The organism is Bradyrhizobium sp. CAR08, from assembly GCF_052871955.1.
Genome location: NZ_JBIXJX010000001.1, coordinates 677,024 through 692,432 on the forward strand (window position 1 = coordinate 677,024; position 15,409 = coordinate 692,432).

Sequence of the window (15,409 nt, forward strand, 5' to 3'; positions counted from 1 at the left end):
CCGCCGTCCGCGCCTGCTATCGGCCTGGCTGCAAGGGAGCAGCGACGACGCTAGCCACGATCCGGCGGACCAGTGGCAGCACCATCAGCAGCGTCGGAAAGGCGACGAGCCATGACAGCAACCAGGCGCCCGGCCAGGTCGCGAGGAACGCCGGCGTTGCGCCGAGGCTTCGAAGGGTGGAAATGACCGACACCACGGCCGTCATGAGGATGGACAGCACAAATGGCATCACGATCGACGCATAGCGCGCCGGCAGTTTACGAACCGCAATCATCCGGTTTCTCTTGGAATAAGACGCGTCAGTCACGGTGAACCCAAGAACGGCATCGATCCCGACGGCGTCGGTTGATGCGTTGGTTCACGTAAAACGCTTACGGCGACCGAAAAACGGTGCGCCTGTTCATTATCCGCTCATGTTGGATGGTTCAAGCTGGATCTGGACGTTCGATTTACAATCGTTCAACGCGTGGCAGATTGCCGCGATCACGAAACCATTTCAATGGTTTGCCCGTTAAGTGGTGTTTGATTATGTCGCTTTGAGCGAGAACAGGAAGGTCAAGATGAATAAGGGACCGATGATTTCTGCAGCCGGCCGCAACGTTGGGCTGGCAGCTTTCGCAAGTCTTGTTCTGATGACGGCCCCGATCACCCCTTCGGCTGCCAACTCGCCCGCGCCCACCAAAGCCGCTGCCGCGGGCTCGGTCGCTCCGACTGCCACCGATTTCAGCGCGGCTCGCCGCCACCGCTATTATCGGCGAGGTCCGAACGCTGCAGGCCTCGCTTTCATGGGCGTGGCGGCAGGTCTGATCGGCGGCGCGATCGCAGAGAGCAGGCGCCAGGAGTACTACGAGGACCGCTATAATTACGGTCCCGGTCCTTACTACGGCGGCCAGGGATATTACGGCGGCGGTCCCTACTATGGTCCGCGTGGCTATTATCAGCCGTATTAGGCGCCTGTCCTCGCCGCAGTCTCGTTCTCGCCAAGGGGCGGTGTTTTGCACCGCCCCTTGTTGCTTCTGCGCGAGGCGTCTCATTGCGCGACCTGTGTCGCGGGCGCGTCAATCCCCTCCAGAAAAAATATTCCGCTTTACCGAAATTCGGAAACGGCGTATGTGTCGCCCATCCCGGCTCATCCTTGAGGGGCGATCTTGTGGTCGTCATGTTCGCGAGCCGGGCTTGCGGTGGACGCGGCAGCGTTCGGGTGCGAGAGGCCAAGGGCAGGGCGGATTGCTCTCCGTGAGCCCAAGGCTGCGTTCCGACGAGCGGCGCTGCTAGGCTTCGTCTCGTCTGTAAGTTTCCGGCTCCGTCGACAGGGCTGGGAAAACTGCGGCAAAATGGCGAGCCGTGCGTACGGCAAAACCGTGTGGTCCTGGCGTCCAGTCATTTCGGGCAGTCGAGGAAAACTAAAAAATGTCGACCAATGAAGGGCTTATCAGGATCGATGCCCGGTGCTGCGTCCAGCCCGAAATCGCCGGGCCCTATTAGGCCCTAGTTTCACAGCTGCCGTGTCAAGCGAGAGTTGGGGCTGCGCCCGCGCGAGGTGTGACCCGGCTGGACTGCGCCCGGTCGGCCGGCGGGTCGCGGCGCGGCCCTGCTGGATGCGATGGCCGGGCTTGCCCCTGCGCTGGCAGCGCGCTGTGGGGGCCTCCCTGCGGTCTTCCTGTGGCCCGACACTGACGCCTGACGGCGTGGCCCGTCGCCCGCGGCTCGCCCGGTCCCAGTTGGTGGCCGAACGTTGATCCTGGTCAAGTACTGCAATCGGCTGCCGCTGGATGGATTGCAGAGCTGGGGAAGTAAACATGGAATTCCCACACTGGCTTATGATCGGCGGCGCTTTGCTCGTGTTCGTCGGGTTAGTCGGCGCTGCGCTTCAAAGAAGACCAGCGGCAGCCAACCCGTCGGAAAGTAAGGTAGCCGATGAGCAGCCGGCGGCGCCCCTGCCCAAGTCGCTCAACCGTGCGGCTCGTTCGCTATCCGGGGAAGCCTCCCCCGTAGAAAACCGAGCGTCCCGGCCTTCGCAGATCGAGTAATCGCAATCGTCATGCGACCACACGATGATGCCCAGCGACCTCCCGCGTGCGAGAACTGCGAGCGCGAAATGACGCTGCTCGGAAGATTGTCAGAGATCGGAATTCATAAAGCCGTGCGCGTGTACAGATGCCTGCCTTGCCAGCGCATTGCCACGACGCACGACTGAGGCAGCGGCTGGCAAACTGGCCCGGCTTGCCCCGGTGTGTCTGCAGCCCGGCGCTGGCGGGCTTCTGTACGGCCTTCCCGGGCCTCCGCTGAGGTGGCCCGGCTCCTGTGGTTGGCCGAATGAAGGGCCTACTTTTTCTGCTCTGTGGTGGTCGTCGTGGCAGCCGGGGTGCCGTCGCGAGCGTCCCGCCGCTCGTCGCGCCCGGTGCGCCGTTCCTGACGCCGCTCAGTGCGTCCCGTGCGGCGTTCCTGTCGGCGCTCTGTTCGCCCGCTGCGCCGCTCCTGACGGCGTTCTGTGCCTGACTTCGGCGCGTCCGCTGGCGGCGTCGTAGGCGCGGCGGCTGGCGCGGTGGTTTGGGCAACAGCCTCTGAGGCTGCAAAAATTGAGGACGAAGCCACAAGCCCGAACATCCCTGCGTATCCAAGGAAAGTGAGTGCGTTGCGACGACAGACCTGTTTCGGCTCCGACATCTTCAAGCTCCCGGTTTGCTGGCCCGCTGATCAGTCATTTACATGGTTGGCTTCTAGCCACTCTGGAATTCCCTCCGACGGAATTGACGCTCTTGGCAGGTGCGGGATGATGGTGCCTGCAGTGACAATCAATCCTTCGGTGAATCTGGCTCGCGCAAAATCCCGGGCCTGTGCTTCGGTGACAAACGTCTTCGTTAAGCGCGGATGTCGCCGTCTTAGCAGCGTGCCGTCCATCGGCACTTCAAAGGTGACATACCACGTGTACTTCATACCGCGAGGCCGCTGCCCGTCATCGGTCGCTATCCTCCGGGCCGAGACCAACCGCGACGGCTCTTTTTCTCCCCAGCTACCTGCAAACCACTGGTCTACCGCCGCACGCCGACGCGGTTGACGCCACCATTGGCATTGCCACCGGCATTATGGCGCACCGCAGCGCGGGCTACCGGACGCGCACCGAGCACCACACCGGGCCGAGCAACGCAGCCGGCGGGGTAGGCAGTGTATTGGCAATACACGACCGCATTGGCCGGGCCTGGACTGAGAGTGAGACCTGCAAGCCCCAACAGGCTGCTGGCAGCTATCCCTGCAACAGTCGCCGACTTGATCGAAAAATGCTTCTTAGGATGCATGGTGCGGGTCTCCCTTTTTCGTGCAAGCGCAACGGATGCACGGACGCCGTCTCAGGTGCGGCTGCACGCAGCGTGTCCGCTGAAGGATCGCCGGTGTTGACATAGATCAACCGAGTGTTTGCATGGCCACGCCGGAAGCTCACAGGACGCGAGTGCAGCGCACGCGTGTCGGTTCAGCGCCTGCGGTTCAGGTGGTATGGGTCGGCTTGCGCGCTGAGCCGGTACTGCTGAGCTCGAGGGTAACGAGCCTCGCCAGAAGGGTCGCCGGATAAAGCTGACCGATCACGCTCTCGATATTGCAGAGACTTCGTGCCAACGGATGTACCGGAACGATGTCTCCATACCCAGTCGATGTGAGCGTGACAAAGCTCATGTAAAAAAGCGATGCGGCGACTGAATGATCGTCCTCGAAAGCTATTCCCTTGATTGCGTCCGGAGCCGCTAGCCCTACAAACAGGAACAGCGTTGCAAAGGCCACCGCGATCAACAGGTACAGAAGGATCGCCCCGATAATTCGATGATATGTTACGAGACCTCGCCTAAATACGGCCTGAAGCACGACAACTCCTAATGTGCAGGCAATGACCAACCAAGCGCCCGCCAAAATGTGAAGATGGTAGGGTACAGGGTAGTAGATGCGCAGAAAGAATACGGCGACATTAAAAACCAGCGCCAGCGACATCAGAACGAGGGCAGTTGGGCTGTTGGAGATGATCACCATGCTGACGATGATCGTTAGCAACAGACCATCGGCAAACAGATGGAAGGCGGTAATGCCCATTGCTTGTAGCGGGGCGAAGACAAAAATCAGTAATGCCAGCACGCCCGTCAGCATCGAGAGCAGCCAGTCGATGCGTTCTCCACGCAAACGGCGCAGCTCGCTTATGGGCATCCTCATCGATGCTCCTAACACCGCATGGTGCATCGCACCGACCACACCTTCGCAGCAATACAATTCGAGCCTAAAGTTCAGCGATGTTGACGTAGATCAATGGAGCGGCCTGGCGCTCAGAACGTAGCTTGAGAGTCGGATGCGCCGCCTAGGAGCCCGATCCGCTCGGCAAGAGATACCAGCTCGGCTAACGACCGCACCTGCAATTTCTCCATCACTCCGTGACGGTGAGCTTTTATCGTGCGCTCAGTCGTTCCCAGCGTATGAGCAATCTGCTTGTTCATGTTACCGCGAACGACAAGGTCGAAGACCTGTCGCTCGCGTGGCGTCAGTCGCCCGAGACGAGCCCGCGTGTCGTCCATCTTTTCCTTCAGACCTCGTAATGTTTGGTGGTGCGCACAGGCCCTTTCAATCGCGCGAAAGAGGTCATCAGAGTTCACCGGCTTGGTCAGGAAGTCATCGGCGCCCGCCTTGATAGCCTGCACGGTGGCGGGAATGTTGGGAACGCCCGTGAGAAATATGATCGGCAGTGGTGAGCTGAGTTCGCCCAGGCGCTTCTGCAGGGCCGGGCCATCCACGCCTGGCATCCGCACATCGAGGATGATGCAGCTCGGCTCATCACTGGTTGGCAGGTGGTCCAGCAACTGCTGGGCGCAAGCATAGGTCTCGACCTTGTACCCGGCTTTCTTCAGGCGGCGTTCGATCGCCGTTCGGAATGACTGGTCGTCGTCAACAATGTGCACGAACCCCGGCACCGGTCCTCCATTCGTTCCACCAAGGGTATCGCGCAATCCGCGGGGAGTAAGTGTCTTTCGGCGCTCTTTCGGGCATGGCTGATCTGTCCGCTCGAAGGCGATCTATGCAGTTTGTGCCACTCCCCCACCTGCGGCGCGGCCCTTTCGACGATGGCGACCCTCCGAATGGTGGTCGGCAGGCTCCTTTGGAGGTGCGGGCTTGTGCCGGGACCGCGCGGCTGCGTCTTTGACACCGTTGCACTCGCGCCTTCTCCGTTTGATTTTATGCTTGATAGTACACACAAGGCGGTGTTCGAACACCGCAGCCGTGATTTCGGTGAGATGATCTGCCTTTTGTGAGTGATGACGAAGCTTGCCGATGGACCGTTCGATCACTTGATCCGACAGGGTCCCTTGGTAGGATGTCTCCATGAACCGGCATGGCGTTAGGGTGCACTTGACGGTCAGCGACGCAACCATCGCAGTCGATGCAGGCACCGGCGCACCTGAAGCGCGTGTCGCAGGGCGCCTCCCTCTCGGCTTGGCATTGGGAATGATCGCCGTAGTGTCTGTGGTGTCAAATGCGAAGGCACAGGAGGCAGAACCGCGATCCTACTCCAACACGCCTATCGGATTGAATTTCCTGATTGCTGGCTACGCCTACTCGCAAGGCAAACTCGCGTTCGACCCCAATACGGCGATTGCCGACGCCGCCTTCCGCTCCGACACCGGGGTGCTGGCCTACGTTCGTTCTTTCGAGCTTGTAGGTCAGTCAGCCAAGCTGGATGTTATCGTGCCGACATCCTCATTTGCCGCCCATGGACTCGTGAACGGCGGGCCCCGTGAGCGGGAAATATTTGGCTTGAGCGATCCTCGATTTCGCGTCTCAGTAAACTTGTTCGGGGCACCCGCGCTATCGGCGAAGGAATTCGCCAACTATCGGCAGGATCTAATCGTCGGAGCAAGCTTGCAGGTCTCCACACCTCTCGGGCAGTATGACAACACCAAGCTGCTCAACCTGGGCGGAAATCGCTGGTCATTCCGGCCCGAGTTCGGCATTTCAAAGGCTTGGGGTCCATGGACTGTCGAGCTGGCCCCAAGCGTAACGTTTTTCAGCGACAACACCGACTTCTTCGGCGGCAATACGTTTTCGCAGGCTCCGATCTATGCCGTGCAGGGACATGTCATTTACACGTTCCAGTCCGGCATTTGGATGGCGCTGGACGGGCACTATCTCGCGGGCGGCCGCACGACCCTCAACGGCGTCAAAAGTGACAACGAGCAGGCGATAACGCGGGCTGGCTTGACGGTTGCCTTACCCATCAATCGACAGAACTCACTTAAGCTCTCTGCCAGCACCGGCGTCACCACCCGCACTGGAAGCGAACTGACCGCCGTTGGTATCGCATGGCAGTATCGTTGGGGCGACGGATATTGAGAAAGGATCTCGAACGATCTGGCGACAATCGGTAGCAGTCGAACCAATTTGCTCTGCTGCATGATAAGTGCTGGCGCCTTGATTGTGTCTGACCGGCCCTTAATTTCCCCTTGCTTTCTCTTGTCAATCATCTCGTGGTCCAGTTACGGTACTGCATTTGGATTGGGGCTCGAAGTGCGATGCCTTTTTTGGCCAGCTCTATCACCACCCCGAACCCGCGCGGCGCGGAGCTTCACGGCTGTGTTGGCCATCGCATTGTTGATCGCGACGACCGGCCAAAATCGTGCGGCTGATCCGGAGCCGAAGCGCGTTCTGATGCTCCATTCGTTTGGCCTCCGCTTCAAGCCGTGGACTGAGTATGCCCAAATCATACGATCTGAAATCTCCCGAAGGTTCAAAGCGCCAATCGACTTCCACGATCACTCGCTCCTCACCGCGCGGCTGGATGACGACCAATCAGATCGGCCCTTCGTCAAATATCTCCGTAGCCTCTACGCAAAGAAAGCTCCCGATCTGATAGTTGCTATCGGTGCTCCCGCTGCGAACTTCGTCCAGCGATATCGCGAAAGCATTTTCCCGGGCGTGCCGATGCTGTTCACAGTCGTGGAGGCTCGCCGGGTTCAGTATGACAAGCTGACGAGGGACGACACCGTTGTGGCGACAGCTCACGACTTCCCGGCTGCTTTCGAGAGCATCCTGCACGTCTTGCCTCGTACCAAGCTGATTGCGATTGTGAATGGGGCGTCTCCAAACGAACGTTTTTGGCTTGGCGAGCTAAAGCGCGAAACTGCCTTTCTCGCCGAGCGAGTCGAACTAAAGTTCTACAATGAGCTGTCATTCGAACAGATTCTTGGGGATGCCTCGAAGCTTCCGCCTCATAGTGCTATTTTCTTCCACTTAATGAATGTTGATGCCGCTGGGGTTGCTCACGAAACCCAAAGTGCTCTGAAACGGCTCGTTGAAGCATCGAGCGCACCAATCTTCTCTCAAGGCGACGGTTCGTTCGGCGAGGGGCTCGTAGGTGGTCCGATGCATTCAATCCGGGAAGGAAGCGAAGTGGCGGCGGCCGTCGCGGTTCGCATCCTAAACGGCGAGCAGGCAGGCGACATCAAGACGCCACCGACGCGCTTCGCGTTGCCAAGATTCGATTGGAATCAGATGCAGCGTTGGGGCATCAGCGAGAGCCGTCTTCCGCCGGGTAGCGAAATTCTGTTTCGGGAGCCGACGGCGTGGGAGCGTTACACTTGGCAGATCGCGCTGACCATCGCTGTTATCCTCTTGCAGGCCGGACTTATCGCAGGGCTTTTAAGTGAGCATCGCCGGCGTCAACTTGCCGAAGTGCAGTCGCGGCAGCGCATGACGGAGCTGGCGCATGTCAACCGCTTCTCGACGGCTGGCGAACTGACCGCGTCGATTGCCCACGAAATCAACCAGCCGCTCGGCGCTATTCTGACCAACACCGAGACCGCGCAGGCGATCTTGAAGTCACCAAACCCAAACATCAACGAACTAAACGAAATCTTGGGGGATATTCTAAAGGATGACCAGCGCGCTACCGAAGTTATCCGTAGGATGCGCAGCCTGCTGAAAAAGGCACCATTCGAACTGAAAAACTTCGACCTCAATGAAGTTGTGGAAGAGACGATCAGATTTTTTTCCGCGTTGGCTGTTAGCCGGAACTTCAAAATGGCGAACGTGCTCACGCAGAATGCGCTTCCGATCCTTGGGGACCGTATTCAACTTCAACAAGTCATTCTGAACCTTGTCGTGAACGGCATCGATGCGATGAAGGACACGCCGGACGAAAACCGCATCATCACCATTCGGACTTCGCGCGTCGAGAACTTTGCCCAGCTAACCGTGTCTGATCGCGGCTCGGGCATTCCCGAAGACAAATTGAAGGAGGTCTTCGAGCCGTTTTTCACCAGCAAGCCCGAAGGCATGGGCATGGGACTGTCCATCGCGCGCACCATTATCGAGGCGCACAATGGGCAGATTTCGGCAAGAAATCGGGATCACGGCGGCGCGACGTTCCAGATCAGGCTTCCTCTATGTACCGACAGCGCTGGACCATCATAGGGCTTGGCACCCTGACGTGCGCTTTCGGCCTTACCAAACGGAATACAGGACGGTGGCCAAGACGATCACGCTCAAAATGACGGTGGCGATCCCCGCCACTTCGATGGTGAAAGCCCGTTGTGGGTCAAATGGCATGCGTCATCCTTGGCGGCTGTCGAGCGACGGCAGCATTGATCTACGTCAAGAAAATCGGGTGCCGCTGATCTGTAGCGGCTTGCCTATTCCGGACGACCGGGCGCATCCTCTCTCGCTTAGGCAGCAATCGTTCGAGTAGAGGAGAAGTACAGATGAGTGACCTTGTCGTAATTGCATTTCCGACCGAGGCGAAGGCTGAGGAAGTTCGTCAAAAATTGCTGGCCATGCAGAAAGAGTATTTGATCGAACTCGGCGATGCCGTGATCGCGGTGAAAGACAGCAACGGAAACGTCAAACTAAATCAACTGATCAATACCACGGCTGCTGGTGCCGCTACTGGCGCCTTTTGGGGCACGCTGATCGGCCTGATCTTTTTGATGCCGCTTGCTGGTGCTGCCCTTGGCGTCGCGTCCGGTACGCTCAGCGGATATTTAACGGATGTCGGCATTGACGACAAATGGATGAAGGAGACGGCCGCCGCCGTTCAACCCGGAACCGCAGCGCTCTTCGTACTGGTACGCAAAGTCACGGCAGATAAGGTTCTTGAGAGGCTCAAAGGCGAAGGCGGCACGGTGCTAAAGACTTCTCTCGACCACACCAAGGAAGCCGCCCTGCAAGCGGCTCTGGCGGAGGTCAAAGCAGCGGTACCGGCGGCTGCGCCTCCTGATTTGCCGGGCGCTTGAAACGATGGCGACCGCCAGCCGACGACCGCTCTCGGCATTACCGCAACCCTCTCTGGCCCAATTTCGGTTTGGGCCCAAGGAGCTTTAGCGGTGACGCCGCGCCGGGTGCGGTCATTGGTGTGGTGCGGGGTCGTTTTAGTGGCCAGGGGAAAGTACGTAAGCATAATTGCTACTGATGGTGCGCCGGGGATGGCGCACGGGCCCGCTGTTTCAGCCGCAACGGCCGTGACTGGACGGATCGCTTCTCACGATTGAGCGAGTGATGGAGCAGTTCCCTTCACGTAGATGAACGTGAGGTTTGATTCAGGTCAAAGGTGCTGAGCTCTCGCGAGCGAGCTTCGGATGAACCGCGGTTCGGCGCGATGCGCAAGTGTGGTGTCCTGCGGCTTCCTCTCCAGAATAAGGAGTACCCCTAGTGTTGCGTCGAATTCTCATCGCTTCGGCAGCTGCAGCCGTGCTGGTAGTAACCTTCACTCCCGACGACGCCGATGCTCGCGGTCGCGGCGGCGGTGCCTACCGGGGCGGTGGAGGCTATCGCGGCGGCGCGGTAGCAGTTCGAGGACCTCGGGGTGGCGGAGCCGTGGCAGTGCGCGGCGGGCGCTACGCCTATCGTGGTGGGGCCTATCGCGGCTACGGCTATCGCGGCTATGGTGTCGGAGCGGCAGCGGCAGGCGCGGCTGCCGTTGGCGCTGCTGCGTACCGCCGCAGTTGCTACGATGCGTACGGGAACTATATCTGCGCCTATTGATCCGTAGCGACGCCCGACAGCGCGGCTTGGCCCTCTGTGCGCGCAAGCGCTGACGGTGACCGTCCGACGATGGCGACCCTGCGCCATCGGTCGGCAGGTTCTCCGGCGACTATGGCCTATCGCGGGGACCGCGCGACCGCGGCCCTTCAGGAAATCTGCTCCGAGAAAATCCGTGGTCGCAGTTACAGGGGGGCGGTGCGCTCCACTCATGCCCCAATGCGCCGATAGAGACCGAATTCCGCAACACGCTTTGTGCCCACCAAGCGGTCAAAATCACCCTTTGGTCATGCTCGCCGGATGAGTTCGTGTCGGTTCGCTTGGTGGGCTAATGCGTTTAAGCCCCTGACGCAAGGTTTCAAGGCTCGCACGGACGGCGCTATCCTCGCACCGGCATTCGATCTCGCGGCGCCGTAGCCTTCTTCAAGCATTTCAACGCAGCCCGAGCGTGTCGAGCGGCTTCTTCATTACCTGATTTTTCCGTCTCTTCGAGAGCCCACGCCGAATACTGAATGGCGGCGTCATGATGAGCGGAATTTGGGTCTGACATCGGCTAACCTTGTAGGCGCTGTCTTTCAAAACTCCTTTAACGCTCAGGCGCGGCAATCGGATCACACTCGTATCAAACCGTTCAGCGTGGGCACGTAACGAGACGATGCGGCATTTGAGAGTTCGTCGCGGACTAAAAAGCACGAGGAGAGTGCCAGCGCCGCTATGGTCATTCAGGACCGCGTCACGGCTCGCCCCCACCCGGCCATGTCCGCTATGCCCGGAAAGCGGAAGCGAGCTATCCGACGGGCCGCCAACTGCTGGCGTTGATGACAATCAGGGCGATCCAACGCTGGCAAAAGAAGGCGCTGGTCGATACGACGGTGGAGAAAATCATCTACCGCGTGGGGCCCTGTTCCGTTCTACTCGAACGGCTCAGCAATGATGAACTCGTCGGATTGGGTCGGGGTGTCCGAGGGCCGAGAGTTGCCATCAATTGGCCCGTCTGCGCGTTGCTCGGGCTCCCTGCACTACCCAGCGGAAATGCCGGCTGTGTAGCCTACCCCACTGTTCCATTTTGGCCGCCTCCCGGAACCTTTGCCGATCAACAGAGTAGAAGCTGCCGGTGGGCTTGGCTGTTTGACCTCTCGCGCCCGCCCGTTCGTAGGACCTCCGATTGGACTTAGCGGTGAGGCGACGCTGTCGCAGCGCCTCTTTCATACCCGAGGGACCCAGCATGAAACGCATGGTCGTGGCCGGCATCGTCCTTCTCTCGCTTTCTTCCGTGGCCGAGGCGCATCGTCTCTCCGGAAGCGCCACTTACTACGGCGGGAGTGACCGCCTATGCGGTCGCCGCACAGCTTCCGGGGGCGTGCTCAACTGCGCTGCAATGACGGCAGCCCACCGGACGCTGCCATTCGGCACCGTCCTGATGGTTCAGAGCGGCGGCCGATCGGTCCAGGTCACTGTGAACGACCGCGGTCCATTCACCGGCGCGTTCCTTGATCTATCGCCTGCGGCCGCGAGTGCGCTCGGCTGCCGCTGCACCCATCGCAACGTGACTGCCATGGTTGTCCAAATGGGATCCGGTGGGACGTTGGTCGCGAACCGAGGCCGCCAACGTCCCGTCGCTGCGGCGGCCCTGCCAGGGTTCTTCCAGCCGACGGAGGACGTCATGCGTCCTTTAGGAATGTTTGGATCCTCAATGGCGATAGCTCCTTCGCTCCGCCATCACCGCCGTCACTAGAACCGGGCGCTCGTTGGCATTGCGGAGGGTTCGACGACAAGGCGGAGCAGGGCCAAGATCAGCCTATTCCATATCGAGGAGCCTGTGGTGCGGTTGCCTAGTCTAGCTATTGTGGCCTTTATCGCGGGAGCTTCTAGCCCCACGTACGTTTCTAACGCGTTGGCAGCTCCGGAGTGTTCCAGATCGATGGAGCTGGCGGATTGGGGAGAGAATTCGACGGGCGACATCAACGTGGCGTCTGGGGAAAGTTGCACTTTCCCGATCACGCTGCGCGGCGTGACGAGTAGCTCGGAAATCTCACGGAAGCCAGCACACGGCAAACTGAAGAAGCTTAACGTTGCGACTTACGAATACAAGACAAAGGCCCGGTACAAGGGAAGTGACACCTTTGCCATCAAGGCAGTGGGTAAGGGGCCGAAAGCTTCTGGCACGTCAGTAATCACCGTGCACGCGACGATCAAGTAGGCGGGCTGGGCAGTGAGCGGCGCCAATGCGGATCGCAGTGGGCGGCCAACGGGCGACGCCGCACTAGTCAGCCCAGAGGTTCCTCGGATTGTCCCCAATCACCAGAGAGTTGCTCCGTTCGGCAAGTCTGGCGACCGAAGTGGTTGCGATTGGCGACCAACGTTTCCCGACTCGGCATTAATAGCGGCTGGCTGCCGGTGGGCGTTATCGACGTTTGTTTATGAGGGCGGAGCTGAAGTCGTCAGTCGTTGCAAACCGACGTGATTAACCAGAACAGACCTCGCGCTGCTTTGGCCGCAGACATCAAGAATTTGCATCAGAATTGCGGTCGAACAATTCCAGCGGGTTGCGCAGCGGCATCGTGTGTTGGTGAGTTGCGCCGCCGCATCAATGCGTTAGCACGATGAAATCCGTGTCTTTTCCGGTCTCACGGCTAAATCCGTGGTCGGAAATAATCAATGAAGAGGCCGGCGTCAGAAGTTTTGAGATCCTCTCAACCGTATCCTGTGCTATTTCAATGCGGTTAAGGACAGCGGCGGCCTGATCGGGAAGCGGTGCCGGCACGGTTTGCTTCGCGGGCGCTTCTCGCCCTTTCGTGGCAGCCCCGGACATAGGGGGCAATTCATCTGGAATCGACACGACGCTCCAGCGAATAGCGGTTCTCTCGTTCTGGAATTCCAGTGCGGTAAACACGTGCGTTCCCAGCGGCTCCTCCGGATTTTCGATCTTGACCGGGACATCAAACAACGGCGTGAAGCCCTGACGCACGAACAGCTTGCTCAACTTACGACTGACGAAGATGGAGATCGGAACGATCTTTTTAGGCACGCTTGCAGCGGGAGCTGAGCCCGGCTCCTGGAGGCTGGCGGCTTCTGGAGTCTCGGCGTTTGATACCAGTGATCCCTGCGTTGCCGCGGCTGCACCGATGCTCTCGGTTGCGACGGTGGCACTCTGGAATTCGGACGAACCAGCCGCGGCCTTCGGTTGAAATAGATGCGGATTGGTTATCTCGACTGGCTGGACATCACCATGCGCAATAATCACGCGCGTGCCGCGCTTCGTGAGATGCCACAGTCGAACGGCAAAATTATCTTTCAAACGGATGCAGCCGTGTGACGCTGGATGCCCAGGCACGACACCGGCGTGCAACGCAATACCTGACCAGGTGATGCGTTGCATGTAGGGCATGGGGGCGCCGCTATAAATATTTGAACGGTGCCATCGTTGTTTGCTGATGACGCTGAACACGCCGAGGGGCGTCGGATGCCCCTCCGTTCCGGTGGACACCGGCGAGCGTGCAATCAGGGCCCCGTTGTCAAAAAGGGAGACCCGTTGGTCTGCTATCGAGATGATAATCTGGAGCGGGCCCTTCGGAAGGGGCTCGAGCCGAAGGCTCTTCGCCATTTCAGAGTTTGTCTGCCGGTGGTGGGGCTTGTGTTTGTACGGAGCGTATTGGCTTCGCCAGAACGTGTGTTGGGGTCCAAACAGAAATTGAGCGTGTGCGACCCCCGCAGGGAGCATGAAAATCGCGAATACAGCGGTTGTTATCGCGCCCTGCATTGCTGACAATTTCTTAACGAACATCGCCCGGTCCCATAGGCGCGATTCCATCGGTTCGAGACGATGCGCGAAGCTGGCGCCTGATGCGTCATCCTGACAGCGCACCAAGCCTCTCCTCCAAATCTGGTCGCAGTGGGTCGAAAATTGGACCGTACTCACAATTGCAGTGCGAGTTGCCATGGAGTGGGGCGCTACTGCTTGCGATTCGACGCGTTGCAATCGGGCAACATGCTTTGGAAATATCAAGGAGCGGCGGTTTGCGCTATTGCGCCACCCACATTGATCCCAAGAATGAGCCGCTTCGCATGCTTGGCTTTTCTACACGGCTCCAGTGGAGCCTATTGGGGGCGACGGCATCATGAACACGCGGCGATTTACGATAGTGGCGCCGACATTTTGCGGAATGGTCGTTCTCGCGGGGTGGATCGCTGGCTGGCTAGCCGGCTTCGGTCCCGCCGGCACCGAGAACGCTCGCGCAGTGACAATCCAGGACCGCGCAGCATCTCTCGCCGCCACCGCGAGGCTCGCGGATGAACCGCAGGCAATCGCAATGGGCAACACCGGACCCGCGAACGCCGCTGTCGCTAGCGCCGAAGTGGCGATGGCCGCCGAACCCGCGGCGGGGACGGCTACCGACACGACGGCGGCCTCGGATAAATCGGAATCGATCGTCGTGGCCGCGTTGCCCGATCCGTCGCAGACGCGGTCGGCTGATTTACCGCGTGTGCAGGAATCGGTGGACTTGGGCCACCATGATGTCGCCCAACTGGCGCCGACGACGTGCGGTGCATCCGGCGGTGCCTCCAACTCGGGGCCGCAGGATTTCCGGTATCTCATTTGTTATATCTGGTCCGAACTGCCGCCTGCCGAGAAGCCGGCTGCGATCGTCTTGCGTTCGTTCAAGGACATCCCGGTCGGAACGCCGATGGAAGAGATCAAGCGCGCGTCCGACGCTTTCGGTCTGGATTTCACTTTCATGAAGGCGGTGGCCAAGGTCGAGTCCGGTTTCGACCCAAAGCAACGCACCGGGTCGTATATCGGGCTGTTCCAGCTGAGCAAATACGAGTTCGGCAAATTCGGCTCCGGAGATATTCTCAATCCCCGCGATAATGCCGTTGCGGCGGCCTACAAGATCATTACCGAAGGGATTCTGTTCGAGTGGGTGACCCACAGGAAGCCGGACTTGAACGATCTCTACCTGATCCATCAGCAGGGCTGGGAAGGCGCCGCGGAGCACCTCAGCGAACCCAATCGCGTGGCCTGGAAATCGATGTGCGCCACCAGTGAAGGCAGGGAGAAGGGCGAAAAATGGTGCAGGCGCGCGATCTGGGGCAATACGCTTCCGGCCGTTAAGGGGGCGTGGAAATCGGTGGAGAAGCTGACGTCGGAGGCGTTCGTCGGAATGTGGCGCGAGCGGGTTGCTCATTTCCAATCGAGATACATGGGCAACGCGACCGCCGACGCCGAGCGGGCGCAGGTACCAGTGAATGTCCGTTGAGGGGTTAGCAGGAGTTGCCGCACCACGGGCGAGCGGGGCTTCACCGTCGCTGGTCGCGTGGTTGCACTTTACATGTCAACGACGCGCTCGGGTCGTTCCTGCTGCGTGCTAACGAGGCGATCGATAAGGTGCCGATCTCTGTTTGTGGC

Annotated in this window: 16 protein-coding genes; 10 read left to right on the forward strand and 6 right to left on the reverse strand. The window is 59.6% G+C overall.

Going from position 1 to position 15,409, the window contains the following annotated elements; all coding sequences use genetic code 11:
• Positions 1 to 16: 16 nt before the first annotated feature.
• Entirely contained in the window at positions 17 to 274 is a 258-nt protein-coding gene (locus ACIPUD_RS03125) for a DUF2798 domain-containing protein (RefSeq protein ID WP_446480088.1), read from the reverse strand.
• A gap of 286 nt (positions 275 to 560) precedes the next feature.
• Here ACIPUD_RS03125 and ACIPUD_RS03130 point away from each other — a divergent pair, with 286 nt between their 5' ends.
• Both ACIPUD_RS03130 and ACIPUD_RS03135 read left to right on the forward strand, forming a co-directional pair.
• Positions 561 to 950: a hypothetical protein gene (locus tag ACIPUD_RS03130; RefSeq protein ID WP_446480089.1), complete on the forward strand. Its 390-nt coding sequence runs from the start codon at positions 561 to 563 to the stop codon at positions 948 to 950.
• Between the two features lie 1,366 nt (positions 951 to 2,316).
• The gene (locus ACIPUD_RS03135) at positions 2,317 to 2,499 is read left to right on the forward strand and encodes a hypothetical protein (RefSeq protein WP_377791695.1); all 183 of its coding nucleotides are present in this window, start codon (positions 2,317 to 2,319) and stop codon (positions 2,497 to 2,499) included.
• A 198-nt stretch (positions 2,500 to 2,697) separates the two neighbouring features.
• Here the strand turns inward: ACIPUD_RS03135 and ACIPUD_RS03140 are convergent, their stop codons facing one another.
• The 4 genes from ACIPUD_RS03140 to ACIPUD_RS03155 all read right to left on the reverse strand — a co-directional run bounded on the left by ACIPUD_RS03140 (position 2,698) and on the right by ACIPUD_RS03155 (position 4,943).
• A complete protein-coding gene (locus tag ACIPUD_RS03140) occupies positions 2,698 to 2,937 on the reverse strand; it encodes a hypothetical protein (protein WP_317245909.1) in 240 nt (79 codons plus the stop codon).
• Between the two features lie 95 nt (positions 2,938 to 3,032).
• Positions 3,033 to 3,296 (reverse strand): hypothetical protein, encoded by a 264-nt coding sequence (locus tag ACIPUD_RS03145; protein ID WP_085350588.1) that lies wholly within the window; start codon positions 3,294 to 3,296, stop codon positions 3,033 to 3,035.
• A gap of 187 nt (positions 3,297 to 3,483) precedes the next feature.
• Positions 3,484 to 4,194 carry an ion channel gene (locus ACIPUD_RS03150; RefSeq protein WP_377791696.1) on the reverse strand — a complete coding sequence of 237 codons (711 nt, stop codon included), beginning with the start codon at positions 4,192 to 4,194 and terminating at the stop codon, positions 3,484 to 3,486.
• Positions 4,195 to 4,304: 110 nt separating this feature from the next.
• Positions 4,305 to 4,943 carry a response regulator transcription factor gene (locus tag ACIPUD_RS03155; protein ID WP_377791697.1) on the reverse strand — a complete coding sequence of 213 codons (639 nt, stop codon included), beginning with the start codon at positions 4,941 to 4,943 and terminating at the stop codon, positions 4,305 to 4,307.
• Positions 4,944 to 5,352: 409 nt separating this feature from the next.
• Between ACIPUD_RS03155 and ACIPUD_RS03160 the strand changes: the two genes are divergently transcribed.
• From ACIPUD_RS03160 to ACIPUD_RS03190, 7 genes are all read left to right on the forward strand, one after another.
• Entirely contained in the window at positions 5,353 to 6,360 is a 1,008-nt protein-coding gene (locus tag ACIPUD_RS03160; protein WP_377791698.1) for a transporter, read from the forward strand.
• 315 nt (positions 6,361 to 6,675) lie between these two features.
• Positions 6,676 to 8,439 carry a sensor histidine kinase gene (locus ACIPUD_RS03165; RefSeq protein WP_446480137.1) on the forward strand — a complete coding sequence of 588 codons (1,764 nt, stop codon included), beginning with the start codon at positions 6,676 to 6,678 and terminating at the stop codon, positions 8,437 to 8,439.
• A 52-nt stretch (positions 8,440 to 8,491) separates the two neighbouring features.
• Positions 8,492 to 8,713 (forward strand): hypothetical protein, encoded by a 222-nt coding sequence (locus ACIPUD_RS03170; protein WP_377791699.1) that lies wholly within the window; start codon positions 8,492 to 8,494, stop codon positions 8,711 to 8,713.
• Positions 8,714 to 8,726: 13 nt separating this feature from the next.
• Entirely contained in the window at positions 8,727 to 9,257 is a 531-nt protein-coding gene (locus ACIPUD_RS03175; RefSeq protein WP_377791700.1) for a DUF1269 domain-containing protein, read from the forward strand.
• 415 nt (positions 9,258 to 9,672) lie between these two features.
• Positions 9,673 to 10,005, forward strand: a complete 333-nt coding sequence (locus ACIPUD_RS03180) for a hypothetical protein (protein WP_446480090.1) — start codon at positions 9,673 to 9,675, stop codon at positions 10,003 to 10,005.
• Positions 10,006 to 11,236: 1,231 nt separating this feature from the next.
• A complete protein-coding gene (locus tag ACIPUD_RS03185; protein ID WP_446480138.1) occupies positions 11,237 to 11,737 on the forward strand; it encodes a septal ring lytic transglycosylase RlpA family protein in 501 nt (166 codons plus the stop codon).
• A gap of 186 nt (positions 11,738 to 11,923) precedes the next feature.
• On the forward strand, positions 11,924 to 12,202 hold the full coding sequence (locus tag ACIPUD_RS03190; RefSeq protein ID WP_377791702.1) for a hypothetical protein: 279 nt from the start codon (positions 11,924 to 11,926) through the stop codon (positions 12,200 to 12,202).
• A gap of 387 nt (positions 12,203 to 12,589) precedes the next feature.
• Here ACIPUD_RS03190 and ACIPUD_RS03195 read toward each other — a convergent pair whose 3' ends face one another.
• Positions 12,590 to 13,867 (reverse strand): L,D-transpeptidase, encoded by a 1,278-nt coding sequence (locus ACIPUD_RS03195; protein ID WP_446480139.1) that lies wholly within the window; start codon positions 13,865 to 13,867, stop codon positions 12,590 to 12,592.
• Positions 13,868 to 14,120: 253 nt separating this feature from the next.
• Between ACIPUD_RS03195 and ACIPUD_RS03200 the strand changes: the two genes are divergently transcribed.
• On the forward strand, positions 14,121 to 15,260 hold the full coding sequence (locus tag ACIPUD_RS03200; protein WP_446480091.1) for a transglycosylase: 1,140 nt from the start codon (positions 14,121 to 14,123) through the stop codon (positions 15,258 to 15,260).
• Positions 15,261 to 15,409 lie beyond the last annotated feature (149 nt).